Origin of the sequence: Roseicyclus marinus (genome assembly GCF_036322625.1) — a bacterium.
Taxonomy (GTDB): Bacteria; Pseudomonadota; Alphaproteobacteria; order Rhodobacterales; family Rhodobacteraceae; genus Roseicyclus; species Roseicyclus marinus_A.
The window spans coordinates 1349273-1363826 of the sequence record NZ_AP027266.1; the positions used below are offsets into that span (position 1 = coordinate 1349273).

Here is a 14554-nt window from a genome sequence, read left to right on the forward strand (position 1 = left end):
GCCCCGGGTCTGGGGGCGGTCAGGTGCCGGTTTCGTCTTGCGGCTGCGCCTGTGGCGATGGCGCGGGCGTGCCCGCCATGAGCCTGTCGGCCTTCTTGCGCACCAGCACCGACCGCAGGTCATGCATCGCCAGGAGGAGCCGGTCCGTGACCTCTTCCAGCGCGGCGTCCGAGGCGCGGGTCTGCGCCCAATGCGTTGTCAGGTTCAGGTGATCGATCGCGCGATGGATGTCGTCGAGGTCACGCTCGGCCAGCACGGCGCGGCGCTCCTCCATCCAGCTTTCGATGATGCGCAGCTGATCCGCATCAAGAATGGTATCGCCATGCGGGCGGATATTGCCGTTGCGCAGGTTGACGACGGCGATCTCCTCCATCTCGATGCGGCGCTGGCGGTTCTCGGTGCAAACCCGGAACACGGCCGCGCCATTCTCGCGGATACGAAAGTAGTATTCAGGTAGATCGGTCATCCGCACCCTGTCTGTCTCGGCCCCTTGGGGTGCCGGGCGGCAGGGTATGTGCTCGACACTTTCGTGTCAAAGCCCCGAATATCAGCGCGCGCCCGTCTCGAAGGTTGCGCTCAGCACCATGGTCAGGGCGTGGCGCAGGGCGGCGGCCCGCACCTCGGCCCGGCCGATGGCGCCGAACTCGCGGGTTTCGGTCAGCACCTTGCGCCCCGAGGCGAGGCCGAAACAGACGCGCCCCTCGGGCTTGTGCTCCGATCCGCCGGGCCCGGCGATGCCGGTGACCGAAACGGCGATCTGCGCCTGCGAGCGGTCGAGCGCGCCCGATGCCATTTCTGCCGCCACGGCCTCGGACACCGCGCCGTGAGTGGCCAGCGTTTCGGGCCGCACGCCCAGAAGATCGGTCTTGGACGCATTGGAATAGGTGACGAAGCCGCGCTCGAACACGTCGGACGATCCCGCCACATCGGTCAGCGCGGCGGCGATCATGCCCCCCGTGCAGCTTTCGGCGGTGGCAAGTTTCCAGCCCCGCCGCCGCAACGCCTCCAGCACGTCGGCCGCCGTCATCCCATCACCCGGGGCAGATGCGCGACAAAGGCCAGAACGGCCACGACCAGCGCCGCCATCCAGCCCGCGATCAGGTCATCGGCCATGACGCCAAGCGCCCCCTCCTGCCGGTCGGCCCAGCCCACCGGGCCGGGTTTGAGGATGTCGAAGGCGCGAAAGGCGAGGAAGGCCGTCAGAACACCCGGCCAGAGCGCCCAGAACTCCGCCCCCGCCATCTGCGCCCCGAGCGAGACCGGCCAGAGCGCGATCCATTGGCCCGCCACCTCGTCGATGATGATCTCGGAGGGGTCCTTGTCGGCGCTGTCCCGCGTTGCAACACCCACGGCCCACCAGCCAAGCGCGGTCACGGCAACAGTCGCGGCCAGCAACAGCCAGAACCCGCCCAGAACGTGCAGGGCCCATGCCAGCACGACCGCCGCCGCACTGCCCCATGTGCCGGGGCCGGGGCGCAAATGGCCGATGGGTCCAAGGGTGCAGATCGCGCGGATCATGCCTTCACCAGCGTCACGGTGGCCAGCGCCGCGATCCCCTCTTCCCGACCGGTGAAGCCCAGCTTTTCGGTCGTCGTCGCCTTGACCGAGATGCGATCCACCTCGATCCGCAGCAATTCGGCCAGACGCGCGCGCATGGCGGCGGCCTGCGGCCCGATCTTGGGTTTTTCGCAGATCAGCGTCACATCGGCATGGGTGATGGCAAATCCGCGCGCGGCGGCCCGGTCGACGGCATGGCTCAGGAAGATATGGCTTTGTGCGCCCTTCCATTGCGGGTCGCTGGGTGGGAAATGCGTGCCGATATCGCCCTCGGCCAAGGCGCCATAGATCGCATCGGTCAGGGTGTGCAGACCCACATCGGCATCCGAATGGCCCTGCAGGCCGCGATCATGCGGCACGGCCACGCCGCACAGCATCACGTGATCGCCGGGGCCGAAACGATGCACGTCAAAGCCGTTGCCGGTGCGGATATCCATGTCTGTCCTTTCGAGGATGCGGGCCGCGCGGTCGAAATCGCCCGGTGTCGTGATCTTGAGATTGTCTTCGTGCCCTGGCACGATGGCCACGTCGAGCCCTGCGGCCCGCGCGACCTCCACGTCATCGGCGGGATCACCCACGAAAGCCGCATGGGCGGCAAGGATCGCGGGAAGGTGAAAGCCCTGCGGCGTCTGCGCCCGCCAAAGCCCGTCCCGCGCGACCGTCCCCTCGACCAATCCCGCGCCGCGCCACAGCGCATCGGTCACGGCAAGGGCAGGGGCAGCGCCCGGATGATCGGCAAGGGCCGCGATGACGGCATCGATCACCTTGGGCGGAACGCCGGGGCGGGCCACGTCATGGATCAGCACCAGATCGGCCAGACCGTCGAGCGCGCTGAGGCCCGCCATGACCGAGGCCCCCCGCGTCGCCCCCCCGGTGACACGGGTCATGGGCGTTGCTCCTGCCTGCGGCAAAAGCTCGGGCGGGGCGTCATCGGCGGTGACAAGAACGATCCGTCGGATTGCGGGATGCCGGTCGAAGGCATCGACCGTCCATTGCGCGACCGTCTTGCCCGCAAGGTTGCGCCATTGCTTGGCAAGCCCACCGCCCGCGCGCAGACCGCGGCCTGCCGCGACGATCAGCGCGGCGATGCGGGGGTGGTCGGAAGCGGGGTCTTGCGTCATGTCGCGGTGATAGGCGCTGGACGCGCGCCGCACAACGGGGCAAGATGTTTGCTTAAATAATGCGCATGACGCCCGATTTTTGAGCGCCACCCCCGAGGGGCCCGGGCGTCCTGTTGCTTTCTTTTGAACTCCCCCGCGCTCCGACCTATCCCGGCAGGGCGTGCGCACAAGGAATAGGCACTTGACTGTTTCACTGGCAGATATGCCGCTCTCGCCCCCGGTGCTTCTGGCGCCGATGGCGGGGATCACCGACAGGCCCTTTCGCGATCTCGTCGCCTCCTTCGGCGCGGGGCTTGTGGTGTCCGAAATGGTCGCAAGCCAGGAGATGGTGGAGGCCAAGGCCTCGGTCCGGGCCCGCGCCGAACTGGGCTATGATGCCGCCCGCACCGCCGTGCAGATCGCGGGCCGAGAGGCGCATTGGATGGCCGAAGCCGCCCGCATCGCCGAAGCGCAGGGCGCGCGCATCATCGACATCAACATGGGCTGCCCCGCCAAGAAGGTGACCAACGGCTATTCCGGTTCGGCGCTGATGCGCGATCCCGATCATGCCCTGCGCCTGATCGAGGCGGTGGTGGGCGCGGTCACTGTGCCCGTGACGCTCAAGACCCGGCTCGGGTGGGACGATGCCTGCCTGAATGCCGCCGATCTGGCGCGGCGGGCCGAGGGGGCGGGGGTGCGCATGGTCACGATCCATGGCCGCACGCGCTGCCAGTTCTACAAAGGACAGGCCGATTGGGCCGCGATCCGCGCGGTGAAAGAGGCCGTGACCATTCCCGTCATCGCCAATGGCGACATCACCGATACCGCGTCGGCGGCGCGCGCCTTGCGCCTGTCGGGGGCCGATGGCGTCATGGTGGGGCGGGGCGCGCAGGGGCGGCCATGGGCCTTGGCCCGGATCGCGGCGGATATCTGTGGCACGGCCCCCCCCGATGTGCCGCAAGGCCCTGCGCTGGTCGCGCTGGTGGCCGGACATTACGAGGCGATGCTGTCCTTTTACGGGCGCGATCTGGGCCTGCGCGTCGCGCGCAAGCATCTGGGCTGGTACATGGATGTGGCGGAAACGCCCGCCGATCTGCGCCGGCTTGTCCTGACAGCCCATGATCCGGCGCAGGTGATCGCCCATCTGCCCGATGCGCTGGAACCCCGGCAGAGACGGGTGGCGGCATGACGCAGGTGACGACAAGTCTTTGGGCCTCGCTCCCCATTCCGGCGCTGATCTGCGACGCCGAGGATCGTATCCGCGATGTGAACCCCGCCGGTGAATTGTTCCTCAACGCCTCGCGCAAGGCGCTGGACGGGAGCCCGGTCTGGGACAAGATCTTTGTCGATGCGCCCCTGGAAGAGGCGTTCGCCCGCGTCCGCAGCGCCAGCGCGCCCCTCTTCGTCAATGCCGTCGACGTGGGCACCGGCAGCCGCAAGCCCGTGTCCTGCGACGTGCAGATCGCGCCCTTGGCCGACAAGCCCGACCATGTGCTTGTGCTGCTCGAAAGCCGCGAGCTTGCAGGCCGGATGGACCGTGCGATGTCGTCGAAATCGGCGGCGAAATCGGCCATCGGCATGGCCGAGATGCTGGCCCACGAGATCAAGAACCCGCTTGCGGGGATCACCGGGGCTGCCCAGCTCATTTCGATGAACGCGAGCGGAGAGGATCGGGAACTGACCGACCTGATCGTCGAAGAGACGCGCCGCATCCTCAAGCTCTTGGGCCAGGTCGAGGAATTCGGCAATGTCCGCCCGCCCGACCGGCGCGCCGTCAATATCCACGACATCCTTGACCGTGCCCGCAAATCCGCGGCCATCGGTTTTGCCGCCCATATGACGATCGAGGATGATTACGACCCCTCCCTGCCGCCCACATGGGCCGATCCCGACCAGTTGCAGCAGGTGTTCCTGAACCTGCTCAAGAACGCCGCCGAGGCCGGGCGCGCGGGCGGCACCATCCGGCTGCGCAGCTTCTACGAGACCTCGCTAAAGGTGCGGCGCCGTGACGGAACCGGCGGCGTCGTGCCGCTCCAGATCGAAGTGATCGACGACGGCCCCGGTATCCGCCCCGATATCGCCGAGGATCTGTTCGAACCCTTCGTTTCGGGGCGCGAGAATGGCACGGGCCTTGGCCTCGCGCTCGTGAGCAAGATCGTGGCCGACCATGACGGCTGGATCGCGGTCGACAGTGTGCCGGGGCGCACCGTGTTCCGCGTTTCGCTACCCATAGCGCCGAAAGACGCCCAGACAACCGGAGAGACCTGACACATGGACGGCACCGTTCTTGTCGCCGACGACGACCGCACGATCCGCACCGTTCTGACCCAGGCGCTGACGCGTGCGGGGTGCAAGGTGCATGCGACCTCGAGCCTGATGACGCTGATGCGCTGGGTCGAAGAGGGCAAGGGCGACCTGGTGATTTCCGATGTCATCATGCCCGATGGCAACGGGTTGGAGACGCTGCCCCAGATCACCGAGAAACGGCCCGGCCTGCCGGTCATCATCATCTCGGCGCAGAACACGATCATGACGGCGATCCAGGCGACCGAAAAAGACGCCTATGATTACCTGCCCAAACCCTTTGACCTGCCCGATCTGATGAAACGCGCCGCACGTGCGCTGGACCAGAAACGCCGCGTGCAACCCCCGCGCACGCCCACGGCGGATACACCCGCAGCCATTCCCGCCCAGCAGGAGGATCTGCCGCTGGTGGGCCGCACGCCCGCGATGCAGGCGCTCTACCGGCTTGTCGCGCGGGTCATGAACACCGATCTGCCGGTTTTGGTGACGGGCGAAAGCGGGACGGGCAAATCGCTGATCGCGCGGGCCATCCACGATTTTTCGGATCGTCGCACGCTGCCCTTTGTCGTGGCGACCGCCGCCGACATGGAGGGGATGGACGGCCCCTCGGCTCTTGTGTCCCGCGCGCGGGGGGGATCGATCCTGTTCGACGAAGTGGGCGATCTGGACGAAGAGGCGCAGGCGCGCATCGTGCGGATGCTCGACGCCTTTGGCGACAGCGCCCCGCGCGTCATGGCCACATCCCAGCGCGACCTGATGGAACGGATGGAGGCGGGGCAGTTCCGTCAGGACCTGTTCTACCGTCTGGGCGGCGTGACGCTGAACGTGCCCTCCTTGCGCGAAAGGGTCGATGACATCCCGCTTCTGTCGGCCCATTTCCTGGCGCGGGGGGAACGCGACGGCCTGCCGCTGCGCCGCTTTTCGACCGAGGCGATGGACCTGATCCGCGCCTATTCCTGGCCCGGAAACGTGCGCCAGCTGGAAAACACCATCAAGCGCCTGACGGTGACCGGGCAATCCGAGGAAATCACCAAGGCCGAGGTGGAAATGGTGCTGGGCAACCAGCCCGCCATCGAACCGCTGATGGGGGGCGGATCGGGCGACAAGCTGTCGGCTTCGGTCGCCAAACACCTGCGGCGCTATTTCGATCTGCATGGCGGGGTGTTGCCGCCCGCGGGGCTCTACAACCGCATCCTGCGCGAAGTGGAGACACCGCTGATCGAGATCGCGCTGGATGCCACCGGCGGCAATCAGGCAAAATGTGCCGATCTTCTTGGCATCAACCGCAATACCTTGAGAAAAAAGATCACCGATCTGGATATCCGCGTGACACGCCGCCGCAAGTTGATGTAAACCCGCAACAGTCGCGTGGCCGAAGGGCGACAGGGAAACCCGGGCCGCGCCACCTTGGGGGAGCAGCCCGTGGACGAACCCGCGGACAGGCAGGCAGGCGGACTGCTGGACCGTTTCTGGCGGTTCAAGGATGATCCGTCGGTGCGCAGCGTGGCCACCTTTGGCCTCGTGCTGCTCGGGCCTGTTCTGGCGCTTCTGACTTTTCTGGTTCTCGGTCCCCTCTCCGACATGGCCGATGCGCCGGGGCTGCGGCTGATCCTGTTGGCGGATCTCGTCTATATCCTTGTCGTCGCGGCCCTTGTCCTGCGGGAGGTGGCGCGCATCGTCGCCTCGCGGCGGGCGCAATCGGCGGGGTCGCGTCTGCACCTGCGGCTGACGGGGGTCTTTACCCTTGTGGCGCTCGTGCCCACCATCCTTGTCGCCGTTTTCGCCACCATCACCGTCAACATGGGCCTCGAGGGCTGGTTTTCCGATCGCGTGTCGCGCGCGCTTGGCAATTCGGTGGATGCAGCCGTCGCCTATAGCGAGGAACACCGCAACGACCTGGAGACGGATACGCGGGCGCTGGCGAATTTCCTGAACCTCAACCGCCGCGCCACGGTGCTGTTGTCGGATGGCGATCTGCGCCAATTGCTCAGCCAGGGCCAAAGCCGCATCCAGCGCGGGCTGGAGGAGGCCTTTGTCATCGATGGCGCGGGCGAGATCCGGGCGCGGGGGGAATCGAGCTATCTTTTCGATTACGACCGCCCGCTGGACATGGATCTGGCGAGCGCCGCCGAGGGCGAATTGGTCCTGATCGAGGATCGCGCCCAGAACGAGTTTCGCGCGCTCTTGCGGCTTTCGGCCTTTCCCGACCGCTATCTCTACGTCAGCCGCGAGGTGGATGGCGCGATCCTGTCGCTTCTGGATGAAACCCAGCAGACCGTGCAGCTTTATCGCCAGCTCGAGGCCGACAGGGGCCGTGTCCTGTTCGAATTCGGCCTGCTCTATCTGGGCTTTGCCATCATCATGGTTCTGGCGGCGATCTGGTTGGGCCTGTGGTTCGCCGAACGCCTGTCGCGGCCCGTGGGCCAGCTTGCGGGGGCTGCGCAGCGCGTGGGGCAGGGCGATCTGTCGGTGCGCGTTGCCGAAGAGGCGGGCGATGACGAAATCGCGATGCTGGGTCGGCTGTTCAACCAGATGACCCGGCAGTTGAAGGGACAGCGCGACACGCTTCTGGAACAGAATGACGCGACCGAGGCGCGCAGGCGGCTGTTTGACAGCGTGCTCTCGTCGGTCACGGCGGGGGTGATCGGCCTGAACGAGGCGGGCCGCGTCGATTTCATGAACCGCTCGGCGATCCGGCTGCTGCAGCTGGTCGATGCGCGCGACAACGGCCTGAGCCTTTCTGCCGCCATCCCCGAATTTGCCAATCTTTTCGAGCGCTTGCAGAAATCCACCGCCGAATCCGTGCAAGAGGAGATCAAGCTGACACGGGGCGGCAAACAAGAAAGCCTGCTGGTGCGCATGGCCGTGCGCCGCACGACCGAAGGCACGCTCGAAGGCTATGTGGTCGCCTTCGACGACGTGACGCAACTGGTCAGTGCGCAACGCATGGCCGCTTGGGGCGACGTGGCCCGCCGCATCGCGCATGAGATCAAGAACCCGCTGACCCCGATCCAGCTGTCCGCCGAACGGATCAACCGCCGCTTTTCCCGCGCGCTCGAGGGCGAGGAACAGGACAAGCTTGCGGAACTGACCGGCATCATCGTGCGCCAGACCAACGATCTGCGCCGCATCGTCGACGAGTTTTCCAAATTCGCCCGCATGCCCGAGCCCGAAACGCGGATCGAGGATCTGGCGAAACTCTTCCGCGAGGCGATCACCTTGCAAAAGGCAGGGCAGCCCGGTGTGGCCTTTGGCTTTGACATCCCCGAGGGGCCGGTCATGGCCGAGCTTGATGCCACGATGATCGGGCAGGCCTTTACCAACCTGTTGAAGAATGGCGGCGAAGCCATTGAATCCCTGCAGGAAAAGGGCGCGCCCGAGGGGCATCGCCCACAGTTGCGCGGGGCGCTCAGCACAAGCGGCACCATCGCCACCATCACCATTTGCGACAATGGCATCGGCCTGCCGGCCGACCGCGCCAAGCTGTTCGAGCCCTATGTCACCACGCGCGACAAGGGGACGGGGCTGGGCCTGCCCATCGTCAAGAAGATTATCGAGGAACACGGCGGGACGCTGGACTTGCTGGATGCGGAGCCCTTCGAGGCGGGCGCCCATCCAGGTGCCATGGCGCGCATTACCCTGCCGATCTTGCCCAACGGAGAGACAGCATGAGCGACATTCTGGTCGTCGATGACGAACGCGATATCCGTGAATTGATCTGCGACATCTTGCAGGACGAAGGCTATGCCACGCGCATGGCCGGATCGTCGGATGAATGCATGGCCGAATTGAACAAGGCCCAGCCAGGTCTGATGATCCTCGATATCTGGCTCAAGGACAGCAACATGGACGGGATCGACATCCTGGGCCATGTGAAGCGCGACAATCCCGATGTGCCGGTCGTGATCATCTCGGGCCATGGCAACATCGAGATCGCGGTCGCCGCGATCAAGCAGGGCGCCTATGATTTCATCGAAAAACCCTTCAATATCGACCAGTTGCTGGTGGTGATCCGACGGGCGATGGAAACCTCGCGCCTGCGCCGCGAGAATGCGAGCCTGCGGCGGCAGGATGTGAAATCGGCCGAGATGGTGGGCAATGGCGCGGCCTTCCGCGTGCTCAAGGGGCAGCTCGACAAGGTCACCAAATCCAATGGCCGCGTCATGCTGACCGGCGGTCCCGGCGCGGGCAAGGAAGTGGCCGCACGCTACATCCACGCCCATTCCAACCGTTCGGGCGCACCTTTCGTGACGGTCAGTTCGGCGGCCATTCAGCCCGATCACATGGAAGAGGTGCTGTTCGGGCGCGAAAGCCCGGAACGCGGTGTGGAACAAGGGCTTTTGGAACAGGGACATGGCGGCGTCGTCTATTTCGACGAGGTGGCGGACATGCCCCCCGGGACCCAATCCAAGATCCTGCGCGTGCTGGTGGACCAGAGCTTTACCCGCGTCGGCGGCACGGCCAAGGTGCGGGTGGATCTGCGGGTCATCTCCTCGACCTCGCGCGACCTGATGGCGCTCATCGCCGAAGGGCGGTTCCGCGAGGAACTCTATCACCGGCTGAACGTGGTGCCGATCGAGGTCCCGAGCCTTGAGGACAGGCGCGACGACATCCCCGAGCTGGCGCGGCATTTCATCAATGAATTCAACCGCGAACAGGGTTTGCCGCTGCGTGAATTGGGCGAGGATGCGGTGGCGATGCTGCAGACCATGCGCTGGCCGGGGAATGTGCGGCAGCTCAGGAACGTGATCGAACGGGTGCTGATCCTGGGCGATGGCACCGGCCCGATCGAGGCGCGCGATCTGCCGGGGCAGGCCGAAGCCTCGGGCGATGACGCGGGCGCTGCGCTGTCCCCGACACTGACCACGCTGCCCCTGCGCGAGGCGCGGGAATTGTTTGAACGTCAATACCTTATGGCGCAGATCAACCGGTTCGGCGGCAACATCAGCCGCACCGCGAGCTTTGTCGGGATGGAGCGCAGCGCGCTCCACCGCAAGCTCAAATCGCTGGGTGTGGTGACCAGCGGCAAGGCGGGCGGGCGTGTGGCGCAGATGGAGGATGACGAGGACTAAGCCGCTCAGGCCGGGTTCACGATCAACGCAGGACCGGGCGCGGGGCGGTAGAGGCAGGTTCCGCCGGTGAGGGGCGGCATGGTCGTGCTGAGCACGATGGCCTCTCCCTCCTCGCAGCGGGGCAGGCCGACCTCGGTATAGCCGCGCGCGCCCATGCAGCCGGCAAAGGCCGTGCGGCGGAAGTTTTCATTGAGATCAACGGTATAGGGATCGCCACCGTCGAAATAGCCGGGGCGGATGGTGCAGCTGCCCGCGCTGTTGCAGACCTGCCGGGGCGGGACATAGACGCGGGGCGTGTAGCGGATCTGGGTCTGGACCGGAAAGCGGGACAGGGCGTGGCGCTCGCAGCCCGCGATATCGGCGTCGCGGGTGGCGAGGGTGACGCCTGCGGCATGGTAGACGGTTTCGGTCACGCAGGCCGAAAGCAGGCTTGCGGCGAGGGAGGCGAGGATCAGGCGGCGCATGGTTCGGTCCCTTGTCAAAGCAGTCGTCAGCGGCGGGTCATCAACCGTTCAAGTCCATGAAAATGATAGATATTCCCGTATTTCGGCGGCTCGGTCAGGCGCAGGTTCGGACAATGTTCGAAGAGGATCGGCAGCGCGATCTGCAGCTCCAACCGGGCAAGGGGCGCGCCGACGCAGAAATGCAAGCCGGCCCCGAAAGCGAGGTTCGCGGGACCGTCTTGTCGGTCGGGGATGAAGTGATCCGCTTGCGAATAAACGGTTTCGTCGCGTCCGGCGGAGGCAAGGAGAAGCCCGACCTGATCGCCACGGCGGAAGGTATGGCCGAACAGCGTGACATCCTCGTAGGCGGTGCGGGTGAACAGATGGAGCGGCGGGTCGTGGCGCAGGATTTCCTCGACCAGGAGATCGACCTGCGTGGCGGGGTGTAACCCGTTATCGAGCAACAGTTTTATGCCGTTGCCCATGGTGTGCACGGTCGCCTCGTGACCGGCGTTCAGGAGCAGGATACAGGTCGTGATCAGCTCGTCGGTGGTGAGTTTCTCGCCCTCCTCCTCGGCGGCGATAAGCGCGGTGATGAGATCGTCGCGCGGGTCGGAGCGGCGTTTTTCGACATAGGCGCGCAGGAAATCGGCGAAGTCGGAGGCGGCTTTGGCGGCGGCCAGTTCCTCGGCCTTGGTGCGGCGGGCCTGGTACATCTGGACCATGGCGCTGGACCACCCCACAAGATCTTGTGCCATTTCCTCGGGCACGCCCAGAAGGCGGGCGATGATGATGACGGGGATCGGGCGGCAATAGGCGTCCAGCAGATCGGTGTCGCCGTCGGGGATTTTGCGCGCCAGATCATGGGCAAGCGCCGCGATTTCGGGTGCGAGCGACTGGATGCGGCGCGAGGTGAAGGCGCGCAGGACAAGGCCGCGCAACCGCGTGTGGCGGGGCGGTTCCAGTTCCAGCATGGAATGCTGTTCGACCGCGTAGAAGGGCGCGGAATGTTCGGGAAATTCAATCGGAACAATGGTTTCGCGGCCAAAGCGGCGATCGCGGAGGATCGTGTTGACAGCACCATGGGTGGTGGCCATCGGCATGTCATACTCGGCCCAGAACACGAGCGGTCCTGCGGCGCGGGCGCGGCTGTAGAACGGATAGGGGTTCTGGACGAAGCCCGGTTCGGTGGGGGATTGGTCGAGGCGCTGCATGACGGCTTTGTCGCAGGTTTCGGGGCGCCGTTCCATCGGATTGGAGGGCAAGAAACCTTTCCCAAGGGTAAAGATTTCGGGACGTTTCTTGCCGAAAGGTTAATGGGGGCGCGCACATCCTGCGAAAGGATGAACGCGCCCCCGTGTCGTTAGGGATATCTTCTCAATCCGCGCCGCGCACCGGGATGGTGGCACCGGGGCGGGGGTGGAAGATGCGCTGGATCAGGTAGACGCCCCCCGCGATGCCCACACCTGCCAGATCGGTCACCAGCCCGCCTTCGATCATGAAGAGGGCGGCGATGATCAGGCCCACGCGCAGGAACCAGGCCGAGGGTCCGCCCATGAACCAGCCCTGCACGCCTGCGGACAGAAGGAAGACACCGACGGTGGCGGTCAGGCCTGCGCGGATGACCTCGAACCAGGTGCCGTCCATCAGGAGGGCGGCGTTGTAGAAGAACATGAAGGGCACGATGAAGGCGGTGATCCCGATCTTGAACGACGCGACCGAGGTTTCCATCGCATTCGCCCCCGAGATCCCCGCCGCGGCATAGCTGGCCAGCGCCACGGGGGGCGTGATGGCCGAGACGACGGCGAAGTAGAAGACGAAGAAATGCGCCGTCAGAAGCGGGATGCCGAGGTTCACGAGGCCCGGTGCCACGACCGCCGCCGCGACCGCATAGGCCGCCGTGGTGGGCATGCCCATCCCGAGCAGGATGGCGATGCACATCGCGAAGAAGAGCGCGAGGAGCTGGCTGACGCCTGCGAGGTCGAGAAGCAGGTTCGAGAAACGCGCGCCGACGCCCGTAAGGCTGATGACGCCGACGATGATGCCCGCCGCCGCACAGACCGCGATGATCTGGATCGACATGATCCCCGCCAGCTCGAAAGCCTTGACGATGGCCCGCGTGCCCATGCGGTAGGGGGTGAGCCAGCTGACCATGGCGGCGGCCACCGTGGCGAGCGTGCCCGCGCGGATCACCGAATAGCCCATGAAGAGCGCGGCGATCAGGATGATGATCGGGATGAAGAGATAGACCTGCCGGATCATCTTGTTGAACTTGGGCAATTCATCCTCGCGCATCCCGCGCATGCCGAGCTTGGCCGCTTCGAAATCGACCATGAAGTAGATCGAGGCGAAGTAGAGGATCGCGGGGATGATCGCGGCGGCGGCGATTTCCGTGTAGGGAATGCCCGTCACCTCGGCCATGATGAAGGCGCCGGCCCCCATGATCGGCGGCATGATCTGCCCACCGGTCGAGGCCGCGGCCTCGATCGCGCCGGCGGTCTTGGGCTTGTAGCCGACCTTTTTCATCAAGGGGATGGTGAGCGAGCCGGTCGCCACGACGTTGCCCGCCGAGGTGCCGTTGATCATGCCCATCAGACCGGAGGCGAAGATCGCCACCTTGGCTGGGCCGCCGCGCGCGCGACCGGCAGCGGCGAAGGCGAAGTTGACGAAATAATCGCCCACTTTCGACGCCTGAAGGAAGGCCGCGAAGATGATGAAGAGGATGATGTAGGTCGAGGAGACCGAGGTGGTGGTCCCAAGGATGCCCACGTCGGAATAGACGGTGCCGAAGAAGCGCTGCCACGTGTAGGGGGTTTCGACCCGCAGGATCGAGGGCAGCATATGGGCGGTGAAGGTGTAGACAAGGAAGATGCCCGCGATGACGACAAGCGCCATACCCGCGACGCGGCGCGTCAGTTCGAGGATGAGCGCGGTGCCTGCGGTCGCGGCAAAGGCCACGCCGATGGGAACCTGGGGCGTGCCGACCGCGTTGCGCGCCGCCGTCCCGTAGATCGGGATGAGGTAGAGCGCGACGATCACCGCGCAAAAGCCCAGCACGATGTCGGAGGCGGTGAAGGCGGCGCGGTCGCGGCGTTCGAACCAGCCGGTGACGATGGCCCCGAAGGTCGCGATCAGGAGCGGCACGCCGAACCACCAGATTTCGCGCGCATAGACCCAATCATAGGCCGAGAAATTCTCGGGGATTTCGGGCATGGACATCCAGAGCACGCGGCCGCCCATTTCCATGACCTGATCGGTGCCCAGATACTGGATGATGCCCAGCGTCGTGACGGCGGCGACAAGCGCGGGAAGGGCGAGCGCGGCTGCGACATAGGTCACGAGTTTCGTGTCGCGGGCGGGCGGCGCATTGGCCGGGAAGCTGTGGGAGGCAAAGAGCAGGAAGCCCAGAACGAGCGCGCCCGCGATGTGGATCATGCGGAAATTCCACGGCTCCATCGGGAGGGTGGGAAGGAAAAAGAACCGGTCGGCCCAGACGGATTGGATATCGCGCGCGGTGCGGCGCAGTTCGGATGCCTCGTCCTGCGCGATCTCGATGTCGGCCATGAGCGCCGTGATTTCCTCGGCATTGTCGGCGGTTTGGGCAACCTCGCCTGCCAGCGCCATCAGGCGGCGCATGGAATTGCCGGAGAATTCCTCGCCCGCGGGGCCGAGGGCTGCGCGCAGATCCTCGAACCCTTCCTGGGTGGCGCGTTCGGCGATGGTGGCTTGCACCGACCAGGGCGAGGCGATCAGCCCGCTGACCGAAAGCCCGTTGAGGGCGGCCATGTGGAAGGCGGCATAGAGAAAGGCGATCGCGGCGATGAGCATGTAGGCGCGGCCCGTGAACAGGCGGCGGTAGCTTTCTACCGGTTCCTCGTCGACGCCTTCGGCAAGGACCTGGTCGGTCTGGCTGGTCTGATCGGTCATTTTACGGTGTCCCCCACGGATGGCCCGCTTGGGGCCTCACGGCACTGACGGCCCTTTGGGCCTGTCTTATCGGGTTTGTTCGGTTTTTGTCGGGCCTGTCGGCCCCTTGTGGCCTGCGCCCTGTCGGGCGCGCGCCATGGTCTGGAAACGG

The 14554-nt window shown here is 65.7% G+C and carries 12 protein-coding genes; 5 read left to right on the plus strand and 7 right to left on the minus strand.

Features of this window, described 5'->3' with window-relative positions; translation table 11 throughout:
* Positions 1–19 precede the first annotated feature (19 nt).
* From AABA51_RS06450 to AABA51_RS06465, 4 genes are all read right to left on the minus strand, one after another.
* A complete protein-coding gene (locus AABA51_RS06450; RefSeq protein WP_338275608.1) occupies positions 20–466 on the minus strand; it encodes a hypothetical protein in 447 nt (148 codons plus the stop codon).
* 81 nt (positions 467–547) lie between these two features.
* Complete coding sequence (locus tag AABA51_RS06455) at positions 548–1027, minus strand: CinA family protein (RefSeq protein WP_338275611.1); 480 nt, start codon at positions 1025–1027, stop codon at positions 548–550.
* Positions 1024–1518, minus strand: a complete 495-nt coding sequence (locus AABA51_RS06460; protein WP_338275614.1) for a phosphatidylglycerophosphatase A family protein — start codon at positions 1516–1518, stop codon at positions 1024–1026. The genes AABA51_RS06455 and AABA51_RS06460 overlap by 4 nt, the downstream gene beginning before the upstream one ends.
* A complete protein-coding gene (locus AABA51_RS06465; protein ID WP_338275617.1) occupies positions 1515–2678 on the minus strand; it encodes a bifunctional 2-C-methyl-D-erythritol 4-phosphate cytidylyltransferase/2-C-methyl-D-erythritol 2,4-cyclodiphosphate synthase in 1164 nt (387 codons plus the stop codon). Before AABA51_RS06465 ends, AABA51_RS06460 begins: the two co-directional genes overlap by 4 nt.
* 202 nt (positions 2679–2880) lie before the next feature.
* Between AABA51_RS06465 and dusB the strand changes: the two genes are divergently transcribed.
* From dusB to AABA51_RS06490, 5 genes are all read left to right on the plus strand, one after another.
* The gene (gene dusB / locus AABA51_RS06470) at positions 2881–3846 is read left to right on the plus strand and encodes a tRNA dihydrouridine synthase DusB (RefSeq protein WP_338276463.1); all 966 of its coding nucleotides are present in this window, start codon (positions 2881–2883) and stop codon (positions 3844–3846) included.
* Positions 3843–4925, plus strand: coding sequence for a two-component system sensor histidine kinase NtrB (locus tag AABA51_RS06475; protein ID WP_338275620.1), 1083 nt, complete (start codon positions 3843–3845; stop codon positions 4923–4925). The genes dusB and AABA51_RS06475 overlap by 4 nt, the downstream gene beginning before the upstream one ends.
* 3 nt (positions 4926–4928) lie before the next feature.
* Positions 4929–6314, plus strand: a complete 1386-nt coding sequence (locus AABA51_RS06480) for a response regulator (protein ID WP_338275622.1) — start codon at positions 4929–4931, stop codon at positions 6312–6314.
* A 69-nt stretch (positions 6315–6383) separates the two neighbouring features.
* Entirely contained in the window at positions 6384–8633 is a 2250-nt protein-coding gene (locus tag AABA51_RS06485) for a sensor histidine kinase NtrY-like (RefSeq protein WP_425328835.1), read from the plus strand.
* Entirely contained in the window at positions 8630–10033 is a 1404-nt protein-coding gene (locus AABA51_RS06490) for a sigma-54-dependent transcriptional regulator (RefSeq protein ID WP_338275624.1), read from the plus strand. Before AABA51_RS06485 ends, AABA51_RS06490 begins: the two co-directional genes overlap by 4 nt.
* A gap of 5 nt (positions 10034–10038) precedes the next feature.
* On the opposite strand, the gene AABA51_RS06495 is transcribed toward AABA51_RS06490, so the two are convergent.
* From AABA51_RS06495 to AABA51_RS06505, 3 genes are all read right to left on the minus strand, one after another.
* Positions 10039–10497 (minus strand): hypothetical protein, encoded by a 459-nt coding sequence (locus AABA51_RS06495; RefSeq protein WP_338275627.1) that lies wholly within the window; start codon positions 10495–10497, stop codon positions 10039–10041.
* Positions 10498–10523: 26 nt separating this feature from the next.
* Complete coding sequence (locus tag AABA51_RS06500; protein WP_338276466.1) at positions 10524–11690, minus strand: cytochrome P450; 1167 nt, start codon at positions 11688–11690, stop codon at positions 10524–10526.
* 163 nt (positions 11691–11853) lie between these two features.
* Positions 11854–14403, minus strand: a complete 2550-nt coding sequence (locus AABA51_RS06505) for a TRAP transporter permease (protein WP_338275630.1) — start codon at positions 14401–14403, stop codon at positions 11854–11856.
* Between the last annotated feature and the right edge of the window lie 151 nt (positions 14404–14554).

Excerpts from the sequence above, each read along its gene's own strand:
- AABA51_RS06450 (WP_338275608.1), bottom strand. The coding sequence starts at position 466 with ATGACCGATCTACCTGAATACTACTTTCGTATCCGCGAGAATGGCGCG.
- AABA51_RS06455 (WP_338275611.1), bottom strand. The coding sequence starts at position 1,027 with ATGACGGCGGCCGACGTGCTGGAGGCGTTGCGGCGGCGGGGCTGGAAA.
- AABA51_RS06460 (WP_338275614.1), bottom strand. The coding sequence starts at position 1,518 with ATGATCCGCGCGATCTGCACCCTTGGACCCATCGGCCATTTGCGCCCC.
- AABA51_RS06465 (WP_338275617.1), bottom strand. The coding sequence starts at position 2,678 with ATGACGCAAGACCCCGCTTCCGACCACCCCCGCATCGCCGCGCTGATC.
- dusB (WP_338276463.1), top strand. The coding sequence starts at position 2,881 with ATGCCGCTCTCGCCCCCGGTGCTTCTGGCGCCGATGGCGGGGATCACC.
- AABA51_RS06475 (WP_338275620.1), top strand. The coding sequence starts at position 3,843 with ATGACGCAGGTGACGACAAGTCTTTGGGCCTCGCTCCCCATTCCGGCG.
- AABA51_RS06480 (WP_338275622.1), top strand. The coding sequence starts at position 4,929 with ATGGACGGCACCGTTCTTGTCGCCGACGACGACCGCACGATCCGCACC.
- AABA51_RS06490 (WP_338275624.1), top strand. The coding sequence starts at position 8,630 with ATGAGCGACATTCTGGTCGTCGATGACGAACGCGATATCCGTGAATTG.
- AABA51_RS06495 (WP_338275627.1), bottom strand. The coding sequence starts at position 10,497 with ATGCGCCGCCTGATCCTCGCCTCCCTCGCCGCAAGCCTGCTTTCGGCC.
- AABA51_RS06500 (WP_338276466.1), bottom strand. The coding sequence starts at position 11,690 with ATGCAGCGCCTCGACCAATCCCCCACCGAACCGGGCTTCGTCCAGAAC.
- AABA51_RS06505 (WP_338275630.1), bottom strand. The coding sequence starts at position 14,403 with ATGACCGATCAGACCAGCCAGACCGACCAGGTCCTTGCCGAAGGCGTC.